Here is a 21,396-nt window from a genome sequence, read left to right as displayed (position 1 = left end):
AGAAAGTCCCCCGACATCTCGGGGGACTTTCTTCTTACATGACTTAAAGGTTACCAGATCATAACTACTTTAAACCATTTTTTATTAGTTGTAACCCTGGTTCTGACCAAAGTCAATAGCATTGACCAAACCATTCAATTCGGTTTGTGAAATAGGACGCAGCCAATGGTTAGCTTTAATCAGCGTAATATCCGGGTTTCTATTTATGATATATTGAGCCCACTCATCACCTCTCAGAATACGTTTCAGATCGAACCAGCGCATGTGCTCGCCGCAGAATTCACGTGCTCTTTCATCCAATATCCAGCCTGGGGTAATTTGAGCGCCAGTGATATCTGTTGCTCCAGCTCTTTGTCTGACCTTATTAAACAGATCAGCAGCAGTAGCAGCATTATTTAACTTGTATTCTGCTTCACCGGCAACCATGTACATTTCAGCCAGTCGAATTACAAGAATATCATTAGTACCATACTGAGAAGTTACATCAGTTGAACGCAGGGGATCCATTAACTTTTTCAAAGCAGGATAGCTTCCGTTAGGGTCCTTGCTCTTGCCAGTAGTAGCATTATAAATATCATCGATATCATAAGCAACATAATTTACTGTTGCCTTATTAGGAATTGGATCTCTTGAGATCCACAACGCCAATGCTTTAGGTTCAATGGTGAGGTGATTATTATAAACTGAGATATCTTTATTGTTATTCAGTTTATACAATGACTGATAATTCTTATTAGCAGGGTCCCACCACTGGAAAGCTGTATCTACGTTGTTATACCATTTTTCCTGGAAAGTAGCATCATACCTTAAATCACCTGGTTCAAACAATTTCAGCAGGTATTTGGTTGGCATCAACAGACGGCCACCATCTCTTCCATATTCCTTAGTGGCTTTCAAACCCGGACGGCTGGTACTGTAGTTAGCCAGGAAATACTGATGTTCCTTGTTACCGTCTTTATCATAGTTATAAGCGGTAGAGGCTGCACTGTTACTGATGATGTATAAAGCTTCCTTATTCTTTTTGTTATTCTCCGGTTTCCAAAGATCAGCAGGAGTAAGATACAGATCAACGCCATAAGTGCCTTTATTGTCAATTACATCTTTTGCATAATCCCTTGCTTTGGTAAAACACTCGGTAGCATTTGCGTCCGGATAATAACCACGGCTTAAATAAGCTCTAGCCAACATACCTAAAGCAGACTTTTTAGTAGCACGGCTGTATTCAGCACCCCAGTCGTTTGGCAGGTTGTCTTTCGCGAATTCCAGGTCACTGAAAATAAGATCGTAAATATCTTTGAAAGTACTTCTTTCTGCAGTGTTCTCGTATTCTGTTATTTCTTTCGTTCTCAGCATTACGTTCCCCCAGGTCTCTACGATATGCCAGTAGTAAAACGCCCGTATGAAGCGCAATTCAGCCAGGCGTTTGTTCTTTTCTTTTACATCTGTAAATCCGGCATCATCGATACGACCGATACCAGCATTAGCCTGGTTTACACCGATCCACCAATTCTTCCAGGTATTGTTAATATATCCATACGAACCTGTAAGACCGTTATACTGGCTTACCTGGTTAGCATATGTTTTTTGTGACTGGTTTATCCAGATATCGGTTCCGGTTTCTGACATAAATACGCCATCTTCCTTTCCATACCAATACCGTTGTGACTGATAAGCTGCATTTACAGCAGTTACAAAGCCCTGAGGTGTACCCCAAACCGCATCGGCAGTGGCCCCCCCTGGATTATATTCTTCCAGCTGTTTATTACAAGAGGTCAGAGAAACTGCAACCAATGCTGCAGTGCCCCATGATATATTGCGAAGTCTTTTCATTATTTAATCGTTTAAATGGATAAAGAATCAAATTAAAAATCAGCATTGACACCAATTACGAACTGACGGGTCAATGGGTTGTCTTCCTGACCATTTCTTTCCGGATCGTAGCCTTTCAACAGGTGACTTTTTGATTTGGTCAACAGGTTGTTACCGGTTGCATATATGCGGAATCTATCCATAAAGAATCTTTTACTCATCATGGAAGGAAGCGTATACGCCAGCGTAACTGTTTTTAATTTAACAAATGAACCATCTATAAAATTCAACGACTGGTAACCATTGTAACCAGATATGTTCTTATTACGGTTTGGACGTGGGAAATCGTTGGTTGGATTTTCAGGCGTCCAGTAGCTATAACTTGCAGGGCCATTAGCAGTACCCTGAGGGTTATATTTGGCCATGTAAGTGGCATTGATGGTTTGACCCCAACGGGCATACACATAAACACTCAACTCAAGACCTTTATAGCTAAAGGTATTTTGTAAACCGGCATACCATTTTGGAATTTCAGTTCCTACAAAATGCTGGTCTTTGGTTGTAATAGAGTCATTATGATCGATGTCTTCCACTTTAATATCACCAGGAGCGAAAGGAGTAGCTCCCTGCCATTTAACTACAGCAGCTGCATCTTTCTCGTCTGTTTGCCAGATACCTAGTTTTTTATAGCTGTAGAAAGATTTAACCGGATGACCAATCATCAAGGTAGAAGTTTCACTACCAACAATGTCCTTGCCATCTACCAGATCAACAATCTTTTCAGAAGCTGCAGTAAAGGTTGCGGTTGTTGTCCATTTGAAATCACCACTTTTGGTATTCAGGCTCGACAATACAACTTCAATACCTTTGTTTTCAGTTTCACCAACGTTCTGGAAGATATCTGTCAAACCAGTTGAAGTAGGAAGACCTCTTCTCATGATCACATCTGTTGTTCTGGCCTTATAGGCATCGATAGAACCATACAGTCTGCTTTTTAAGAAGGCAAAATCCAAACCGATGTTACCAGTAGATGTTTTTTCCCAGGCAAGATTAGGGTTACCTGCCGTACCACTAAAATAGAAACCATAAGCGGGGATGTCACCAAAGTTCTGACCATAAGCACCCTGTGCATTTGTATTTACAAGAGCCTGTGTATAATATGCAGAACCGCCGGCATTACCAGCAACCCCATACGTTGCACGAAGTTTCAGGTTGTTCACGAAATAAAAATCTTTCATGAAATCTTCCTGGTGAATATTCCAACCAATACCGGCAGAAGGGAAGTAATCCCATTTATTACCGGGAGAAAGGCGGGAAACACCATCCGCACGAATTGAAGCCGTTAACAGGTATTTACCCATTAATGTATAGTTCAAACGGCCTGCATATGACATGGTGGTGCCCTTTGTGTAACTTGAATAAAGATCACGATTAGCCGCTTCTAAGGCTCCCAGATTATAAAACTGGAAAGAAGAAAGCGCCTGTCTGAAACCACCAGCTCTCATCTGTTCATTATCAGTACGGGTAAAGCTGGTAAGCGCTGTAAGGGTTACGTTATGTTCACCTATCTTTTTATTATAGGTCAGGATATTATCCCAGTTATAAAAGCGGTTGAAATCAGTAGTTTGTTGCGCCTTATTCCCCTTTGCATAGTTAGTATAAGACAGAGAATCCCAATACAACCCGGCACGGTCGAACACCAGGTTGGTACCCAGATTAGAGCGGAATGTCAACCCGGTCATTGGTGTTACTTCCAAATAGCCATTTACTGTCAAAGCGCCTTTGATCGTACTATTTACATATGCTCCGGGAGCTTCATCGCCTAACGGGTTCTTTACGTTAGGGAAACCAGCTAAAGGCACCCAGTTTATGCTGCCATCGTCGTTATAAGGTTTACCCAAAGGATCGATGTTTGTGGTTGCATAGTTCAACGGATCGGGGCGTGAATTTTGTTTGCTCCAGGTAAACTGGGTCAAGAAACCTGCTTTAAAGATATTGCTGATCTTTTGATCAAAGTTCAAACGGGTATTGAAACGGGTATAATCATTACCCCGTAACATACCTTCCTCTTTATAATAACCAGTTGAGAAGAATACTTTTGTTTTATCGCCACCGGACTGAATAGAAGCAGAGTGGCTTTGCTCATGGCCATTACGCACCAGCAGATCCTGCCAGTCAACCCATTGGTTATTTTTAATAGCATCCAATTCCGAAGCCGTAAAAATCTTTGCATCATCAGCTTCAGAGTTCCAATCGCCAGTGGTTCTCCAGGCTTCTCGTCTCAGCTTTATATAATCATCACCAATTCTGCTTTTAGGGTAATCTGCATAACCGTTTACACCATAGTATCCGTTATAAGACACTTTTGGACGGTCTTTACCTTTTTTAGTGGTAACGATGATAACACCATTGGCGCCCATCCATCCGTAAATGGCAGTAGCCGAGGCATCTTTCAACACTTCCACTGACTCGATATCGTTCGGGTTAATGTCAGCGATGTTGCCGGTTTGGAATCCATCGATAATGAACAATGGACTGGTTTGGCTACCAGTAAGTCCTTTATCGTTACCGGCTAAGGTTCTGTTACCACGGAGCTGAATGTTCATGCCAGCTCCGGCCTGGCCACCTGAACGGCTGATATCCAAACCGGGGATTTTACCCTGTAAGGATTCCATTGGGTTAGCTGCAGGTACTGCGGTCACCTGGTTTGGTTTGATCGTATACACCGCACCGGTAAGGTCTCTTCTTTTAGAAGTACCATAACCTACTACCACCACCTGGTCAAGGTCGGCATTGTCGTAGGTCATACTAACGGTAATTTCATTATCGCTTCCTACTTTTTGTTCCTTCTGTAAAAACCCTACAAAGGTGAATACAAGAACGGAATTTTCAGAGGAAACCGGAATGCGGAAAGTACCTGTTACATCGGCAGTGACACTAATACGAGTGCCAGATACATTTACGTTCACCCCGGGAAGCGGATTCCCTGAGGGATCTTTGATCTTACCTGTAACAACCCTTTCCTGCGCGAAAAGGAACGTTCCATTTAGTAGCATAAAAAACGCCATGATCAGGCATTTCATGGACAACGGTTTTCCAATCATACAACAGTTGTTTAAGATTTATGTTTTAACAATTGAGAGGAGCAAAACTTAACCAAGAACCTTCGCATATGGCTACGCGTATCGAGATGGGGGGCAATCGGCCACAAGAAACGGCTACCCATGAAGCTAAACAATGCAACTTCCAGCCAAAATGATGGAACATATTATTGTTCCATCCAGGATTTCCAATAATCGCACATAACCAAGAGCAAACCACTGTCATCTACTATAGTTATATACATAACAATAGCATAATGGCAGTGGCCACTTCAATAATGTCAGATGTGTTTACGATTATTTAATACAATAATCCATCTCTCTTCGCGCTGGCAGCAATCGTTGTCGTTTACTTTTCGAACAACCAATCCAACGCTCCGGCGTTTTCGGAAACGCCTAATCCTGCATCTACAACCGGTAATGGATCGTTATCATTGATAAAGCCCAGTAACAGGCACGATCCTTTTCCTAAAGTAAGTGTGTGTGTGCCCGCTTGAAACGAAAAACTATGTATGTTTATTGCAGGGAAACCTTCTATTGCCATGGCATTTGCCACTTTTACCTGCGCCTGACCATAATCGTCGGCGCTTGCATCAATTTCCAATGTTGGCTCCGGCAAATATGCACCATTTTTTTCAGCAAAATATGCTACAAGTAATTTTACTGGTTTAGCAGTCTTAAAATTCAGGCTGGTGCCTTCGACAATTTGCCGTCCCTGGCTGTAGTAAATCCCCTGTAATCCCTTTAGGAAAGCCGGCAGGTCATTCACTACCACGCTCAGGTCCGGAAATACCTGGGCATTTTTTTGGAAGGTATATCTTGTAATATTTGGGGTGAGTATTTCTACAACTGCATTGGTAAGGGGTTTTATATTGGCGATACCACTTCCCCCACCCTGTTTTTTCAATGCTTCAATGTGTTTTTTGAAGTTTTCCAACTCGCGCTTATAGATAGGGAGCAGTTCTACCCAGGTTTTCATGGTAGCGTTCTTTCCATTTACCGGTATTTTGCGCTGTTGCGTTTGCATACTGTTGGCATACAGATAAGTAGTATCGGTACGGCCAGCCAGGTCTGCAAAATACGCCACGCTTTTCTCCAGCAATGGCACCGCTTTTTCCAGATCGGCTACTTTATTGGTGTATTTGAACTTTAATACCTGTATGGCCGCTCTTGCCTTCCAGGCATAGAATTTTGCCATAGACTGGTAACAATACATATCATTCTTCAGCCGGTTGAACTCTTCGCGATTGGTAGTAATATAGGGCGCGGCCTTTTCAATGGCTGCTACCGATTTATCACCATGCGCAATAATTTCATCGGCTACTGCCATAGGCGTTTCTCCTACATGCGGTATCTCATTGGCTTCTTTATCAGCATACTCGATGATCATTTCCCCGAATGGGCTTTCGCTATTATACAATAAGGGGAACAAACCAAAACGCTTGGGGTCTATTAATTGTGTCATTAACATGCCCAGTGTCATGGTTTGGCGGTTACCATCGGTAATACCGTAACGTCTTAATATTTTAGGGGAGATCTCGCCGCTTTGTTCATACGCTTCTACAATATTTTTTCCCTGTTCAGGCGAGCAACCAAATTTGTTGGCGAGGCTGCCTGCCCAGTATGCTTCTTCTTCGTGACGGTCGCGGGTACAATTCCAGGCATAACGGGCCCAGGTACGGTACCAGATCCAGTCACGCTCAATCTCCAGCTGGCGGGGTTGCGCTTTATCGGCAGTATATGGCCAATCCCAGTAAGAAGCCTGGGGGTACAGGTGTAAACCATTGGCTTCATAGATGGAGTGCATTGACTGCACACATTTTTGTATAAAATCGGGTGAGCCATACCGGAATGGTTCCAGGTTGGCCAGGATGTGCACATTTTCTATTTGAACCGTTCCAATACGGCTAAGTGTGCGGTGCAGGTCGGCCCAGGGTCCACGGGGTTCATAGGTGGTTAAGGCTTCTCCGTTGAACTTCGCTTCGGTGTACAGGTTTTTGTAAATGAGTAAGGCATCTTTCATTACCCGCGGTGCATCGGTGTCGTGTGCGCGTAATACGATCGGCGGTTCATCTTTTCTGCCCAGCATTTTCAATCCATCCTGTACGCCCGGGATAATGGTTTTGCAGAACCAGTCCACATCATCCTGCCCCACTCCTTCCATCGCTTCACCGAGCGCCACCATCAATCCTACGTTTGGATATTTGGCCACAAATGCGGCGATTGATTTACGTGTGTAATCGGCAATCAATGGTACAATAGGCCGGTTACGGTCCTGCGTTTTCATGTTATTCTTCTCCGCAAAGGGTTTTGATACAATAATGTTATAAAACATTTGTATCACCCAAATACCACGCTTGTCAGCTTCTGAGGTAAGGAACGCAAACAGCTCTTCATTCTTTTTAAATGTTGCGTCGTCTACTTCTACCGCATATGGATACTCCTTTGTGCGTACCAATGAGGCAAACGGGTGACCGTTCCACAAATACAGGGAGTTCAACCGGTTGGCCACTAAAGAATCGAGGTATTGTACCCAGAGGGCTTTATCGTATAACCAGGGAAAGGTTTCGGGTGTATAAGGATATTCGTATACAGTTCTTCCTGGTAAATAATAAGGTTTTTGCACACCTATACAGGCGCCACGTAAAACCATTTCAGGTTTATCGGTGAGGGAAAGGTTTTCAGGGAGCACTTTTTGATTGGCTACCTGTTCGGCCAGTTCCATACAACCATATAAAGCACCGGAAGCATCTGTACCCGCTATAAGGATAGCATTGGCATTTCCTTTTATGGAGAATCCTTCCTTACCGGTTGTATCGGGGTTCAGCTTCAGGGTAACTGCTGCTTTTTTAACGATAGCATCGGTATAATTTCCGGCAACAATGATCGCTCCGGCAGCTGGTAATTTACCATCAGCCGAAAGGACCACTTTATACCCTGCCTTTTGTAAGGCAGCGGTCAGCTTTTCTGTTCCGTATTTTAAGCGGGGGGATTTATTTGCAGCGACAACAGTAACATTCTTATCCGCGGGTTTACCGGATGCCCAGGTTGTTATATTCAGTGTTACCAGACTTACAACCAATACAAGAAAACCTTTCATCAGAATATTGTGATTTAAGAAATTTTACGGTTTAGTATTTCAATTAGTGCGTATCTTATTTAATTGGACCCCACCCCGCTCGCTCGATAAATACGCGGCTTCTACACAAGCCATCGTATAAATGCAATCTTCCACTGAATTATCGGGTTTGGGTATTTGACCGGCAGCTGCCTGCATCACCTGTTCCATGCTGCCAATAAAGGCATGCGGGAACCAGCTCCCTTCTATTTCCAGCGTTTCCCATGCTGGCTCATTGCCGGTCAGCGTTATATATTGAAACTTATCTGCAACCCCATGCGGGTAATTCATCAACAGCCCCAGATCTATTTTGACTGCGCCTTGCGTTCCTTCAAACTTTATATAGGAATGTTGTTGTTGCAAACCAAACTTGTGACAGTGATTGGTGATGATATTCGCCCGTACGGTATCGCCATAATCCATAATGATATTACTACGAACAGAAGCCAGCTGGCTCATATCGGGGTGTTTCACCGTTTTAGCATATACGCTGTTAGGGTTACCCAGGAACGAGCGTATCAGATCGATATAATGAATGCTATGGTATAAGATCTCAACGCGGGGCGATTGAAACAGGAAGTTCCATAAATGCCAGGGGGTATATACGTTTACATTGATCTCTATATCGCACAATTGTCCTAACGCGCCCTGTTGTATTAATTCCCGCGCGGCTTTTATAAAAGGGGCATAACGTAATTGAAAGTTGATGGCTGCTACCAGGTGTTTATCGCGTGCATATTGCAGAATGGCTTTTGCCTGCTGAAAATCGTCGCCCATTGGCTTTTGTATCAGCACAGGCGAACCGGCTGGTAGATGCTCCAGCACTTTTATAATGGCGGACCCAGGCACGGCTACGTCGTACACTACGGGCGACAGGTTTAACCGCACAATGTCCTCCATACTGTCGAACACGAGCGGTATCTTGAACTTCAGCGCGGTGGCATGGGCTTTTTCTTTATCAACATCATAAATGCCCGCCACATCAAAGCCAGCCAATTGATAAGCCGGCAAATGGGCATCATTTACAATACCACCTGCACCAATTATTACTATAGGGGCCTTATATGATAATGGGTCCTTCACTTCATAATATACATAGAGTTACAAAAGTAGCAGTTTCAAGTTCGAGGTTTCAGGTTTAAAGTTCTTTATGCTCAACCTGAAAATAAAAGTCAGGCCCCCTGAATTTCGAGGCAACTTTAAACTTTAAACTATAAACTGCCAAGATAGTTTCCATATGTTAAGGCAAGCACCGCTGTTACCAAAATAAACAGGGCCAAAACAAGCGTGACAATCGTTTTCCGGCGACATCTCACCCATTCCTTCATCAACAAACCGGCAATTGAGCTGAATAACACCAACATGATCATGTGAATGGCCCAACTGCTATATTGGTATTTTCCCATGCGCACATGCCCTAAACCATAAAAGAAGAATTGAGAGTACCACAAACAACCGGTCAGGATGGCCATTATAAAATTGACCGTTAAACGGTTCTTTGGTCCAATTTGCCGGTACTCGCCAAATGTATTTTCTTTACGGTGCAGGTATATGCAATATATAAGGGTAGATAAAAAAGCTCCGGTATTTGAAAAAATATAAACCACATTGATCCTGAAATTGCCACTGCCATATTTTTCTGCAATGGCTGCAATGGGTTCGCCCTGGTCGATCGAAAACCCATATACGGCCGAAAGTACACCTGCTAAAAAACAAAGCGGCAATCCTTTGGCCAGGGAAAACGTACCGGTACCTGCATCTGATTTCAGGTCATTTTCTTTAAACCGGCCGGCAACGCCGCAACAGGCAATACCTAATGCGCCGATAATAATACCTGCCATGATCCAACTGGCTCCATTCTGGGAAAATAAGGCGGTTAATTGTCCGTGTACGAGCGGGGGTAACAAAGTACCCAATACACAGGAAATACCTACGGCAATGGCATAGGTCAATGAGAAACCTACATATCTTATAGCCATTCCGAACGCAGTACCGCCAATACCATATGCCACGCCTAAAACAAAGGTCTTTACCATAGCATCGGCAGGCGCCTCGCGTAAAACGGTACTTAGCTGGGGAATTGTTAGCCAGGCAATAACCAGCGGCAATAATAACCAACATACAGCTGCCTGTACCAGCCAATACGATTGCCACGACCATTTGGCCACCTTTTTCTGTGGCGTATAACACATGGCCGCACAAGACGCTCCTACTGAATGATATATGACACCGGTTATTACTTCCATTGGTTAAAGCAATGCGTTATTTGTATTTGTGACATTTTTACTGCACCAACAACGCAAAAAAGGCAATTTTATCTTGTTTGCGGGTGGTATAATCATATCTTAATGTGTCTTTAATCTGTTGTTATTATAAGTTATAAAAGGCTATTGCATTGGTATTCACCACTTTTCGCAAATCGGCATCACTCAATGCGTCTGATAAAACTTTTATATAGTGCTGCCAGGTATTGTTATAATTGCCTGCCAGCAAAGAAACCGGCCAATCGCCGCCGCAAACACAGCGGTTCGCCCCAAAATGCTCCAACACAAATTCAATATAGGGTTGAATGTCCCTGGCCGACCAGTTTGCGCCTTTTTTGGAGCAGGTACCCAACCCGGATATTTTTACATAAATATTTTTATGCGCTGCGGCTGCTTTCATCAACTCCCCCCACTCCCCAAATTGCTCGCCACTGGCAATGGGCGGCTGGTTCATATGGTCCAGCATCAGGCGTAATTCAGGTACCTTTTGCGCCACTTCCAGCGTGGTTATCAGGTGTTGAGGCGTAACGCCCACTATATCATACGGCACATCATACGCTGCCAGAAGCGATAAACTCTGGAGCACCGCCGGTTGTAACAACCATTGCGGATCAGGTTCATCATGGATCAAATGGCGCACGCCCTTGAAATAAGGATTGCCCAGGTATTGTTTCAGGGCGGTGGCGGTGAACGATGGGTCTTCCAACGGCATCCAGCCTATCACCCCTTTTATCCAACCGGATGCATTGGCAACCTGTAACATCCAGTTGGTATCTTCAAAATTATTGGCTGCCTGCACCAGCACTCCGCCTGTAATGGCGGTCTTTTTCACCTCGGCCTCCAATTCTTCTATATCATAATTACGGTTCAGTATCGAAGTATCATTCTTTAACCAGTCGTACTCAGCTTTTGCGAAATTCCATATGTGAACATGGGTATCGATGATCTCCATAGCAATCGGTTTAATATCGATTAATGATTGATTAATGTTGGGAAAAGCCGCAAGTTACATGGCAAAAAATTATAAAATATCGAAATTTTGCCTGTCAGCATTAATCAAAAAGCCACACTATTACATTTCATAGTTCGATATAGGCTGTTTTTTTAGTCCAAACTGTTCTTCTATTTGTCCATTATGTTCACCCAACAAAGGCGCACCAATGTCGGAAGTATAAATTTCTCCGTCTATTCTGATAGGGCAACGCGTGGTGGTTATAGACAATCCATTGCTGGTCTTCACTTTTATTTCCATATTCAGCGCCAGGTAGCCGTCATCTTCCACCAGCATGTCGTAGTCATACACTTTTGCGCACCAGATATCCGCGGGTTCCAGCACGGCCAGCCAGGTGTCCGTATTACGGGCGGTTAAATGGTCGGCCAGGATGGTCTTTATTTCATCGCGTTTTATAAACCATTCTGCTGTATTGGTGAATTGTTGCAGCGGCTCGCACTCCAGCAATGTAGCCAGCTGGGTAATGTTCCCCATGGCCAAAGCCAGGTAGCCGTCGGCCGTTTTATAAATCCCATAGGGCGCCGAGAGATAGGCATGCCCATTGTTTATTTCACTCCGCACCGGCAGCTCGCGCCCATCGTTATAAAAACAGGTCAGTACTTCAAACTGAAAATCGAGGATCGACTCCAGCATGCTTACCTGTACCAGGCTTCCTTCATTGGTAATAGTGCGTTGTAATAACGCTGCCAGAATACCCTGCGCAATATGGGTACCAGCCAGAATATCAACCACGGCTACTCCCATTGGAGTAGGGTTGTCGCTGCGGTTGCTGCTTAACCAGGTCAATCCCGATACGGCCTGTAATAACAGGTCCTGACCGGGCAGGTCTTTCCACGGACCTTCATTGCCATACCCGCTCACTTCAGCATACACGATCTGGGGGTTGATGGCTTTTACGGTCTCATAATCCAGCCCCAGCCGCTCCATAACACCAGGGCGGAAGTTATGCATCAGTACATCGGCCTTGGCAATAAGCATTTTTACTTTTTCAAGGTCATCTTCATTTTTCAGGTCAGCCGCATAGCTTTGCTTATTGCGGTTGATGGCATGAAAGATGGTAGACTCCCCTTCTATCATTACATTCGATACATATAATTGCCGGCAGATATCACCTACGCCTGTACGTTCTATTTTTATTACCTGTGCGCCCATATCGGCAAGGCGTAACCCAGCCGAAGGACCAGATAAAAACTGGCTAAAATCAACAACTATTATATCTTGTAGGGGTTTCATTCCTTAATTTAAAAATTTCGTTTTGGTAAGGGCATTGCGTTATTGATAAACAGCTATTAATTTCCAATCTACATTCCCTATTGTCCAATCATCTCTTTATTGATCTTTTCCGTATGTTCTCCCAGTTGTGGCGCAGGCTTTGATGCATACAGCCTTTCGCCATTGATGCGTATAGGGCAACGGGTAGTGGTGATCTGCGCACCTTTTGAGGTGGTGATCGTTTGTTCCATTTGCAATGTAGTATAAGCCTCGTGTTTGGTAAGCCGTTCCCAATCGAGCACTTCCATGGCCCACAGGTCTACCGCATGCAGTCTTTCGAGCCAGTAAGCTGATGTCTGTGTTGCCAGGTGTTTGGCCAGTACCGACTTGATCTCATCGCGCAAACTAAAGGCAACATTCTGATCGTAAGTCAACAGTTCATTACAACCAATAGCTTTTGCCAGTTGCTTCAGATCAACCATTGCAATGGCAATGTAACCATCGGTAGTTGCATAAATGCCATACGGTGCATTCAATAATGGATGCCCATTATTTACTTTGCTGCGTGTAGGCAATTTTTTACTGCTATGATAAGTAGTTAACAGTTCAAATTGAAAATCGAGTAATGATTCCAGCAGGCTCACTTCAACCAGCGCACCCGTGCCGGTCTTATGTCTTCTGATCAACGCGCTCAGGACGCCCTGTACCAGTTGGGAACCGCATAAATTATCGGCAATGGCCAATCCAAAAGGCATGGGATTGTCTTTGGCATTCCCGGTTGTATAGGCCAGTCCGCTCATTGACTGCAACAGCAGGTCCTGACCGGGCCGGTTTTTCCAGGGGCCTTCTTTTCCATAGCCACTGATGGCGCCATATATAATGCGAGGATTGAGTTTCTTTACTTCAGGATATCCCAGTCCTATTTTTTCCATGATACCGGGTCTGAAATTATGGGTAAGGACATCTGCTTTTTCAATCAGTTTCTTTACCAGTACCAGGTCTTCGGGGTTCTTGAGATCGGCCGTATAACTTTCTTTGTTGCGGTTGATGGTATGAAACAACAAAGAGCTATCGTCTGCCCAAAGGTTTTTGATAGATAACCGGCGACCGGCATCACCACTTTGGGGGCGTTCCACTTTTATGACCCGCGCACCCAGGTCGGCCAAACGCAAACCAGCAGACGGTCCAGATAAATACTGGCTGAATTCCAATACCAATAATCCCTGCAAGGGCAGTCGACTCATATAGACAAGCTCATTTTTTCGCCTTGAAGGCTATGTTGATAAATACGGTCAATTTCTTTCAGTACGGTTTCGGGGTTGCCGCCGTTTAACAAATATTGTTGAACAGGATCGCCGGCCTGGTCCTGAAAATGAAGGTACCCATTATAACGCGGACGCATGTACCCATTTTTCATTACCGGTAATACGGTATGGAAAAAACTATTGGTAAGCAGGTTGGCCATGTTGTTCGTCCAGGCCGCCAGGTGCCCCGGCTGCCCGCCATGTTGTACATAAAAGGTGCTCTGGCACTCTTCACTACACACCCAGGCTGCAAAATCTACCGCTTCCTTTTTATGTTTGGTATAGGATGATACCGCTAATCCGGTACCGCCAACAGTACTGCGTAACCGCTTGTTGCCAAAATGCACCAGATTGGCATACGTAAGCGGGTATTTCGCATACCCCAACCTGGAATAGTTGGTATAACAGTAAGCAAACGGACAATACCAGTAATCATTGGTGGTTGACATTAACTCCGCCACCCCAATAGGATTACAGGAAAACAGTTTTTTATCGATCAGCGAATACAGCTCACGCATGGTTTGCAATGCCTGCACGCCAATTTCCGTACTTACTACATGACTTTTATGCTGGAATGGGGTTTCGCCCAACGCTATACAGAACATGTAGAAGTTCATGAGTATATCTATGGGGATTGCCGGAATAGCCACTTTACCGGCTTTTGCCAGGGCAATTAATTCCTCCCAGGTATCGGGCACGGCCACACTGTTTTGTTGTAACAGATCGGCGCGATAGCTGGCGGCCGGCGTAGCGGCATCGATGGCCAGGGCCCATTGGTGGTTATCGTAATAGTAGCTTATATGCGACTCGCCTACCGTATTGGCGCATTGATTTTGCAAATACGAGGCAGGCAGGTATTCATCTAAAGGTAATACGCTGTTTGTGGCAGCGGCACAACCCACCCAGGGGTGGTCGATGATCAACAGGTCGTAATCGTTTACCAGCTTTTCAAGCGGGAAATCGGCAAACTCCTGTAATGTTCTTTTCTTCCAGTTGATGGTCACGTGGGGGTTCAGCTCAGAAAAGCGCTGCGCAGCAGCCAATAAGGGTGTAATGCCTCTGCTGTGGCCCCAGGTAATTCCATTCAAAACAATTTCAGCCATATCTTCCTAACTTACTTTTTTATGCACCAACAATATGTGTTCACAAACCATCACCGTTTCTCCGTGTTGATTAAACACTTCCACTAATTCGGTAACCAGACCAAAGCCTGGTTTTTTATGATCTTTTTTATCGGAAATAGTAACAGTGGCTTTTATGGTATCGCCAATAAAAACAGGCTTTACAAAGCGGAGCCGGTCGTACCCATAGGTCATAGCCACTTCATTGATCACTGCTGCGGTCTGTCCAACAGCAATGGTAAAAATGAGGGTACCGTGCGCAATACGCTTTTTAAAGGGTTGGGTCTTGCACCATTCCTCATCCATATGGTGAGGAAAGAAATCGCCCGACTGGCCGGCATGAATAACAATATCGGTCTCAGTGACCGTACGACCGCCGGTTGATCGTTTTTCGTTCAGTTCAAATTCTTCAAAATATTTAGTAATACCCATATAGGATGTTAGAAATTATCTTGTTATGTATTTAACAGTTTAAATTACTCCAGGGATGTTGAACGGCATAATGAAACGGCCGGAATGGCTCCGCATTTGCGCGGGACAGATGAAGAAAATGACACCATTTTTTTCATAAGCAACATTTCAATCGTTAATAGAAACCAGGCGTTTTACAACCAGTTACCATCGGATGCCTGTTAAGAACTACTGGACTTTATCACATTCGGAGTTGATGGAAAGACGTGCCACGTCTATGAGACAGTCGCTTTTGAGAGCTTCAGGTAATTGTTAACTGTTGCCATTATTGTCGTTTGTAGATACAAAAACAATGCTGGCCAACGTGGCACGCCTAGTCCTTGCTGCTTTTGCTAAATAACCAACACTGAACGCTTTAAAGTGGAAAGCTACACATTTTAGCCAGGGACGTCAATGTCAGGTTTAACTGAAATGATGGAATATTTTACTAAATATTTCCCTGATGTATGTAATACCATAAGGGCTTACAGGGAAAAAGCCCTTCATATATTACTAAATACTGGGTTGACAATTCAAGAGGTTATTTAGTTATTGCGTTCAGAGTTCTGGGTTCTTAAGTTTGAAGTTAATGGGTTATTAAGTTGTGGGGATTTGCGGAAAGGGTGTAATGAATTTAGTTGCGAATCGCAAATAAGTTCAACCGGCGACCGACAACAAAGAACTTACCAACTTAAGAACCTAATAACCAAATTACCTGCACCTTGCAAGATGCCATAACTGTTTATTTACCACATTACCTATTGCCTCCCCCGCGAAGCTTTAGCTACGGAGAATCCCTTCCCTTCTGCCTTCTGCTGTCTGCCGTCTGCCATTTGCCATCTGCCGTCCGCCTTTCGCCCATTGCCTATTGCCTAAAAATGGCACAACCGTTTGCGTATTGCTTTTTAATCTTAAGGCTGTAAGTTTGATCGTATGTTCAATAAAATACTCTTCCATTTTGGACTAACCCCCGACCAATATTCCGTTGAACCCTTTGGCAGTGGCCTCATTAACCACACCTGGAAAGTGAGCCCGGTCAATGGCCAGGATTGTTTTATTTTACAAAAGATCAATTCCGCCGTTTTTAAACACCCTTTCGACATAGCCGCAAACATGACCAGTCTGGGCAATCATTTGCGACAGCACTACCCTACCTACCTGTTTGCAGGCGCCCTGCCCACCACCACCGGTGATTACTTATATGTGGATGAGCAGCAACAACACTTCCGGCTTCTTCCCTTTGTGCCCAATTCCCATTCCCTTGACAGGGTAAATACCCCTGAACAGGCCTTTGAAGCAGCCCGCCAGTTTGCCCGGTTCACCCACCTGTTGAGTGGTTTTGATACCGGGGTCTTAAAGATCACCATTCCGCAGTTTCACGATCTGTCTTTACGATATAACCAGTTTACCACAGCCCTTATCAATGGCAATCCCGAGCGTATCAGGGAATCGGCAGACCTCATCCGCTATTTGGAACAACAGCAATCCCTGGTACATACCTACGAGCAAATAAAAAACAACCCCAGCTTCCGGCTGCGGGTGATACACCATGATACCAAGATCAGCAATGTGCTTTTCGACAGTCGCTACCAGGGACTGTGCGTGATCGATCTCGATACCGTAATGCCGGGTTATTTCATCAGCGACGTGGGTGATATGATGCGTACTTATTTGTCGCCGGTCAGTGAGGAAGAAAAGAATTTCGCCCTTATTACTATTCGCGATAGCTTTTTTACCGCTATTGCGCATGGCTATTTGGAAGAATTGCGTTTCGAACTGACCCCTACGGAAAAAGAGCACTTTGTATACGCCGGACAGTTCATGATCTATATGCAAGCCCTGCGATTTTTAACCGATCATTTAAATAATGACGTATATTATGGCGCCCGGTACGAAGGCCATAATTTTATGAGAGCCCAAAACCAGGCCGTGCTGTTACAACAGTATAATTCAAAATCCAACTTGTTCAACGAAATCATTTCAACAATTTAATCATGACTACTGCAAAACCGCTTGAGATCCCTATGCCGACACAACGAACGAACATAACGGCCATTTTTATCATTGGCTTTTTGTACTTTATTCTTGGGTTTATTACCTGGCTCAATGGCAGCCTCATTCAATTTTTAACACTTGTATGCCAGTTAAAAAGCAGTCAGGCATTTCTGGTAACAACGGCATTTTATATGGCCTATTTTTTTCTGGCCCTCCCCTCGTCAGTTATTATTAAACGAACAGGTTTTAAAAATGGAATGGCTTTAAGTTTACTGGTAATGGCCATTGGCTCTGTTATTTTCATCCCTGCTGCCAGGGAAAGAAGCTTTGGGTTGTTCTTAACTGGTTTGTTTGTTCAGGGTATGGGATTGGCCCTTTTACAAACTGCCGTCAATCCTTTTATCAGTATCCTTGGTCCTATTGAAAGCGCAGCCAAACGCATCAGCATCATGGGTATTTGCAATAAAATAGCCGGGATCATCAGTCCGCTGATCTTAAGCGCTATTTTATTAAGCAATGCAACCGAGCTGGAAAAAAAGATCGATGCCGCTATCAATCTCGTAGAAAAAGAGCAATTGCTGAACGAATTATCAGGCAAAGTGATCATGCCTTATATAGTGCTGGCTGTGTCTTTGGTCATACTGGCATTTGCCTTACTGAAATCACCGCTGCCTGAACCTCAGCTTGAGGAAGATAAAACAGCTGCTGAACCAACTGCTGCAGGCAACAAAACCAGTATCTGGCAATTTCCGCACCTGTTATTGGGCGCCGTGTGCATCTTTGTATATGTGGGTGTAGAAGTTATGGCTGGCGATGCTATTGGCGTTTACGGCAAAGCCATGGGCATGCCGCTCGATAAGACCAAATATTTTACAACATTTACGCTTATTTCCATGTTGGTGGGTTATGTGACCGGCATTTTCACCATTCCCAAACTCATTTCACAACAGGTGGCACTAAAAGCATCTGCCATCCTTGGTATTCTTTTTTCTATTGGTGCATTTTTCACAGAAGGATATACCGCTATTACCTTTATAGCCTTGTTGGGTTTAGCCAATGCATTGATGTGGCCTGCCATTTTTCCATTGGCTATTGACAAGCTGGGCAAATTCACTAAAACCGGTTCGGCCCTGCTGATCATGGGTATAGCCGGTGGCGCCATCATTCCGTTAATTTATGGAAATCTGAAAGACAGCATCCCCAACCACCTGGCTTTCTTTATTTGTATGCTACCCTGTTATTTGTACATCCTGTACTATTCGATCAATGGCTATAAAGTGGGAAGAAAATAAAAAATATTGAGTACCGAAGTATAAAAAACAGAAAGCCCTGACGATACCGTCAGGGCTTCTGTTTTTTAAGCCGCCCTAAGCGGCTTTGCTCGCAAATTATATCATTTGATATCAAAATAAATAAACTGTTGCCGTCCTTTTTCATCCACAATAAATGGCAACTCTTCTATTCCGGCTGTAATATTTTTAAGCCAGTACAGTTTGTTTTTGGGTGCATTCTTAAATAAGACATAGTTATACTCGGCTATTTGCGGATCTTCCTCAAAAAAATTCCATTTATCATTATCCCAATAGAGAAGCAAGTATTCATTTGGGGGAACTATACCATTATTCGCATTGCGGGGCTCAAACCGAATGGTTGTGATAACCTGAGGTTCATTCAGTGTTATTGTAATAGAAGAATAATCGTGGGGCGCTGTATCCGTATTTCCATCATACGCTGTCCCTCCACGTTTTTTTTGATCAGGATCCTCCATAACCCGCACAAGGCTTTTAATACTATCCGTTACACCCGGTGCTAAAACGGGCAGCGGGGATGGCGGATTTATGTTTTTATAAAAAAAAGTACTCTCAGTAAGAAACTCAATTTTTGAAATATTTAAATGAGGGTGTGCAGCCGGCGCCTGCACTCTATAAGTCTTATAAGATTTTTTATTATTAAGCTTTATATCCTGCAGATATGGCTGAGGTACATAGTCAAGCGTGTACAATGTATCAATATGTTTGTTTTCATCGTATCCTACTATTGTTGTGCCAACTAAATCTTCGGCTAATTTTACCATTCTTGGTTTGTCTGGAAACTTTTTTGTAAGTATTAGATCAATAGTAGCATTAGTATCAGAAGACGCATTTTCAAAATAACGGAAGGAATATTTTTCATTCTTAGTGCTATCGTAGCGCAGCAAAAAAGGGGCTCCAAAATGCCGGATCTCTTCACCAACATAATAAACAGGAAAGTATAATCTGTCTGGGATCACATGTTGAAATACAGCCCGCTGCTCTTTCTTATTTATCACTGCCCATGTCACTGGCACAATGCCGGTAGCGCTGCTAAAAGTAGCTAAGTAACAAAGATTATTGGTTGTTTTTTTAGTAAAATCAAGCGGCAGCTTTACTGTAAATAGTGTTCTTTCAGTTACATCTTCAATACATGGGTCCGACAAATTATCTGGGATATATTCGTCTTTGTTCTTAAGGGATGCAGGATTGCCCTGTTGAGGTGCGTAATGTATTCTAAGCAAATTCATCAATCCGGCCCCTTCAATTTTTTCAAAAGGTCCGTTTTTTTTAACCGGCAGTGTGAATGCGGGATTAAACCTTGCCCACGCTCCCAAATCAGGATGCAGGTTGCACAGCGCGTGTTTACCCTGCACCATTTGATAAGCTGTATTGTGCTGTATTCCCAGAGGAAGCCCGCAGGCATTAAGTGTAGCATAACAATATTGCGCTTCATTAAAACAATCAAATCCGCCCACATTTTTAGGTAAAAAGAACAACTCCTCAAATCCAGTCCTGGCCTCAAACGGATATTTACCCAAAATATCGCGTAAGTTAAGAACCGTGGTATTGTAGCGGGCGATCGTTTCCGTAAAATCATTTGTATTCACATCGCCCAGGTATTTAGTAAAGAACTGGTTTAGATCTTTACCTGAACATCTAAAACTTAAGTTATCAAGCAAACGGTAAGCAATTGTGTACTCACAAAAGTCCTCAAATGATAATTCTTTTACATACCGGGATGTTGCCCGCAATGTAAATGCGTTCTCTATGTGGCTTATTAAAAAAGCAGCCTTAATGGTCTTTATTTCTTCCCCACCCTGATTACCGGTTACTATTATTTCCGGATCGGCAAATAAGCACTTGCGCAGCGTATCCTGAATATATTTTTTTAGCTTTTTTATTTCACTCTTCACAGGTTGCTCTGCTATTTGGCCTGCTGTTTTACCTTTTACAATGCAGTAGTACAATGAATCTGTTGTTCGAAAAAAGTTTGTAAAATTAGGATCAGGACGGATCTCCGGATGGTAGCCTGGATGCCATTTTAAATTATCGATAAGATAATAGACAGCTTTAAGCTTTAGCGCATTGTCAGGGTTCGTGGAATAAAAAGCAATAGCTTTCTCCAACTCAGACCTGTTTGTACCGGCCATGGCAAGTGATTTAAGTACACCGGTAGGATAATTCTTTTCAGGACCGCTTTGTGCCATTAACGGCGCCGCGGCCAACATCATGACAGTACAAACAATAAGGAACAGACAACTTATTTGCGCCCTCTTTTTACTCTTCATTTTAAAGTTCAAAATCATTTTATTTTTAATGCTAATCGTTATCGTGCAAAGCTAAACGCTTATTAATTGCAATCAAAATTGCTGACATGTTAAATAAGCGGCTCATATTAAAACATAAACGCATTCTTATCACTTGCTATTACTTTGTCATTATAACTAAAATGCATATCTGATATCAAAATATTTTTATTCACCTGGGAATACAATAACTGTCATGAACAACTGATTTATAATTCCCTATATTTGCCAACACTTCCCGGTAACTTATAAAATAACATCCTTTACTTTTCTTTGCAGGCCATACGCCTGACATTTCCCGTATTTATATTGGCGATACAATCCTGCCAAACACATATATTATTTTTTAACCCTGAATACATTCTTAATGAAATGTAAGGATCCTCCATGCGTATCCTTTAAACAAGCACGT

General features: G+C 43.4%; 13 protein-coding genes. 2 read left to right on the top strand and 11 right to left on the bottom strand.

The annotated features are described in order from the left end of the window. Positions 1-84: 84 nt before the first annotated feature. The 10 genes from J7I42_RS27385 to J7I42_RS27340 all read right to left on the bottom strand — a co-directional run bounded on the left by J7I42_RS27385 (position 85) and on the right by J7I42_RS27340 (position 15,373). Positions 85-1,830, bottom strand: coding sequence for a RagB/SusD family nutrient uptake outer membrane protein (locus J7I42_RS27385; protein WP_209142212.1), 1,746 nt, complete (start codon positions 1,828-1,830; stop codon positions 85-87). A 32-nt stretch (positions 1,831-1,862) separates the two neighbouring features. Beyond that, positions 1,863-4,892 carry a SusC/RagA family TonB-linked outer membrane protein gene (locus J7I42_RS27380; RefSeq protein ID WP_209142210.1) on the bottom strand — a complete coding sequence of 1,010 codons (3,030 nt, stop codon included), beginning with the start codon at positions 4,890-4,892 and terminating at the stop codon, positions 1,863-1,865. Between the two features lie 367 nt (positions 4,893-5,259). After that, positions 5,260-8,010: an alpha-d-galacturonidase gene (locus J7I42_RS27375; protein WP_209142208.1), complete on the bottom strand. Its 2,751-nt coding sequence runs from the start codon at positions 8,008-8,010 to the stop codon at positions 5,260-5,262. Positions 8,011-8,049: 39 nt separating this feature from the next. Beyond that, a complete protein-coding gene (locus tag J7I42_RS27370) occupies positions 8,050-9,111 on the bottom strand; it encodes a Gfo/Idh/MocA family protein (RefSeq protein ID WP_209142206.1) in 1,062 nt (353 codons plus the stop codon). Positions 9,112-9,239: 128 nt separating this feature from the next. Beyond that, positions 9,240-10,274, bottom strand: a complete 1,035-nt coding sequence (locus tag J7I42_RS27365) for an L-rhamnose/proton symporter RhaT (RefSeq protein ID WP_209142204.1) — start codon at positions 10,272-10,274, stop codon at positions 9,240-9,242. A gap of 124 nt (positions 10,275-10,398) precedes the next feature. Beyond that, positions 10,399-11,244, bottom strand: coding sequence for an amidohydrolase family protein (locus J7I42_RS27360; protein ID WP_209142202.1), 846 nt, complete (start codon positions 11,242-11,244; stop codon positions 10,399-10,401). Between the two features lie 120 nt (positions 11,245-11,364). Further along, entirely contained in the window at positions 11,365-12,537 is a 1,173-nt protein-coding gene (locus tag J7I42_RS27355) for a CaiB/BaiF CoA transferase family protein (RefSeq protein WP_209142200.1), read from the bottom strand. Between the two features lie 77 nt (positions 12,538-12,614). Beyond that, complete coding sequence (locus J7I42_RS27350) at positions 12,615-13,760, bottom strand: CaiB/BaiF CoA transferase family protein (protein WP_209142198.1); 1,146 nt, start codon at positions 13,758-13,760, stop codon at positions 12,615-12,617. Then, complete coding sequence (locus tag J7I42_RS27345) at positions 13,757-14,923, bottom strand: ABC transporter substrate-binding protein (RefSeq protein WP_209142196.1); 1,167 nt, start codon at positions 14,921-14,923, stop codon at positions 13,757-13,759. Before J7I42_RS27345 ends, J7I42_RS27350 begins: the two co-directional genes overlap by 4 nt. Before the next feature lie 6 nt (positions 14,924-14,929). Continuing rightward, positions 14,930-15,373, bottom strand: coding sequence for a MaoC family dehydratase (locus J7I42_RS27340; protein ID WP_209142194.1), 444 nt, complete (start codon positions 15,371-15,373; stop codon positions 14,930-14,932). Between the two features lie 951 nt (positions 15,374-16,324). Here J7I42_RS27340 and J7I42_RS27335 point away from each other — a divergent pair. Together J7I42_RS27335 and J7I42_RS27330 are read left to right on the top strand one after the other, a co-directional pair. After that, positions 16,325-17,383, top strand: a complete 1,059-nt coding sequence (locus J7I42_RS27335; protein ID WP_209142192.1) for a phosphotransferase enzyme family protein — start codon at positions 16,325-16,327, stop codon at positions 17,381-17,383. 2 nt (positions 17,384-17,385) lie between these two features. Then, positions 17,386-18,678, top strand: a complete 1,293-nt coding sequence (locus tag J7I42_RS27330) for a sugar MFS transporter (RefSeq protein WP_209142191.1) — start codon at positions 17,386-17,388, stop codon at positions 18,676-18,678. Positions 18,679-18,779: 101 nt separating this feature from the next. Here J7I42_RS27330 and J7I42_RS27325 read toward each other — a convergent pair whose 3' ends face one another. Further along, on the bottom strand, positions 18,780-20,966 hold the full coding sequence (locus J7I42_RS27325) for a hypothetical protein (protein WP_209142189.1): 2,187 nt from the start codon (positions 20,964-20,966) through the stop codon (positions 18,780-18,782). Positions 20,967-21,396: the final 430 nt, after the last annotated feature.

The organism is Niastella soli, from assembly GCF_017742245.1.
Classification (GTDB): Bacteria; Bacteroidota; Bacteroidia; order Chitinophagales; family Chitinophagaceae; genus Niastella; species Niastella soli.
The sequence above is the reverse complement of the archived record's forward strand: the minus strand, read 5'-3'. Positions and strand labels throughout refer to the sequence as shown.

Bases quoted from the DNA above. Each gene is read 5' to 3' on its own strand.
- J7I42_RS27385 (WP_209142212.1), bottom strand. From the start codon at position 1,830: ATGAAAAGACTTCGCAATATATCATGGGGCACTGCAGCATTGGTTGCA.
- J7I42_RS27380 (WP_209142210.1), bottom strand. From the start codon at position 4,892: ATGAAATGCCTGATCATGGCGTTTTTTATGCTACTAAATGGAACGTTC.
- J7I42_RS27375 (WP_209142208.1), bottom strand. From the start codon at position 8,010: ATGAAAGGTTTTCTTGTATTGGTTGTAAGTCTGGTAACACTGAATATA.
- J7I42_RS27365 (WP_209142204.1), bottom strand. From the start codon at position 10,274: ATGGAAGTAATAACCGGTGTCATATATCATTCAGTAGGAGCGTCTTGT.
- J7I42_RS27360 (WP_209142202.1), bottom strand. From the start codon at position 11,244: ATGGAGATCATCGATACCCATGTTCACATATGGAATTTCGCAAAAGCT.
- J7I42_RS27355 (WP_209142200.1), bottom strand. From the start codon at position 12,537: ATGAAACCCCTACAAGATATAATAGTTGTTGATTTTAGCCAGTTTTTA.
- J7I42_RS27350 (WP_209142198.1), bottom strand. From the start codon at position 13,760: ATGAGTCGACTGCCCTTGCAGGGATTATTGGTATTGGAATTCAGCCAG.
- J7I42_RS27345 (WP_209142196.1), bottom strand. From the start codon at position 14,923: ATGGCTGAAATTGTTTTGAATGGAATTACCTGGGGCCACAGCAGAGGC.
- J7I42_RS27340 (WP_209142194.1), bottom strand. From the start codon at position 15,373: ATGGGTATTACTAAATATTTTGAAGAATTTGAACTGAACGAAAAACGA.
- J7I42_RS27335 (WP_209142192.1), top strand. From the start codon at position 16,325: ATGTTCAATAAAATACTCTTCCATTTTGGACTAACCCCCGACCAATAT.
- J7I42_RS27330 (WP_209142191.1), top strand. From the start codon at position 17,386: ATGACTACTGCAAAACCGCTTGAGATCCCTATGCCGACACAACGAACG.
- J7I42_RS27325 (WP_209142189.1), bottom strand. From the start codon at position 20,966: ATGAAGAGTAAAAAGAGGGCGCAAATAAGTTGTCTGTTCCTTATTGTT.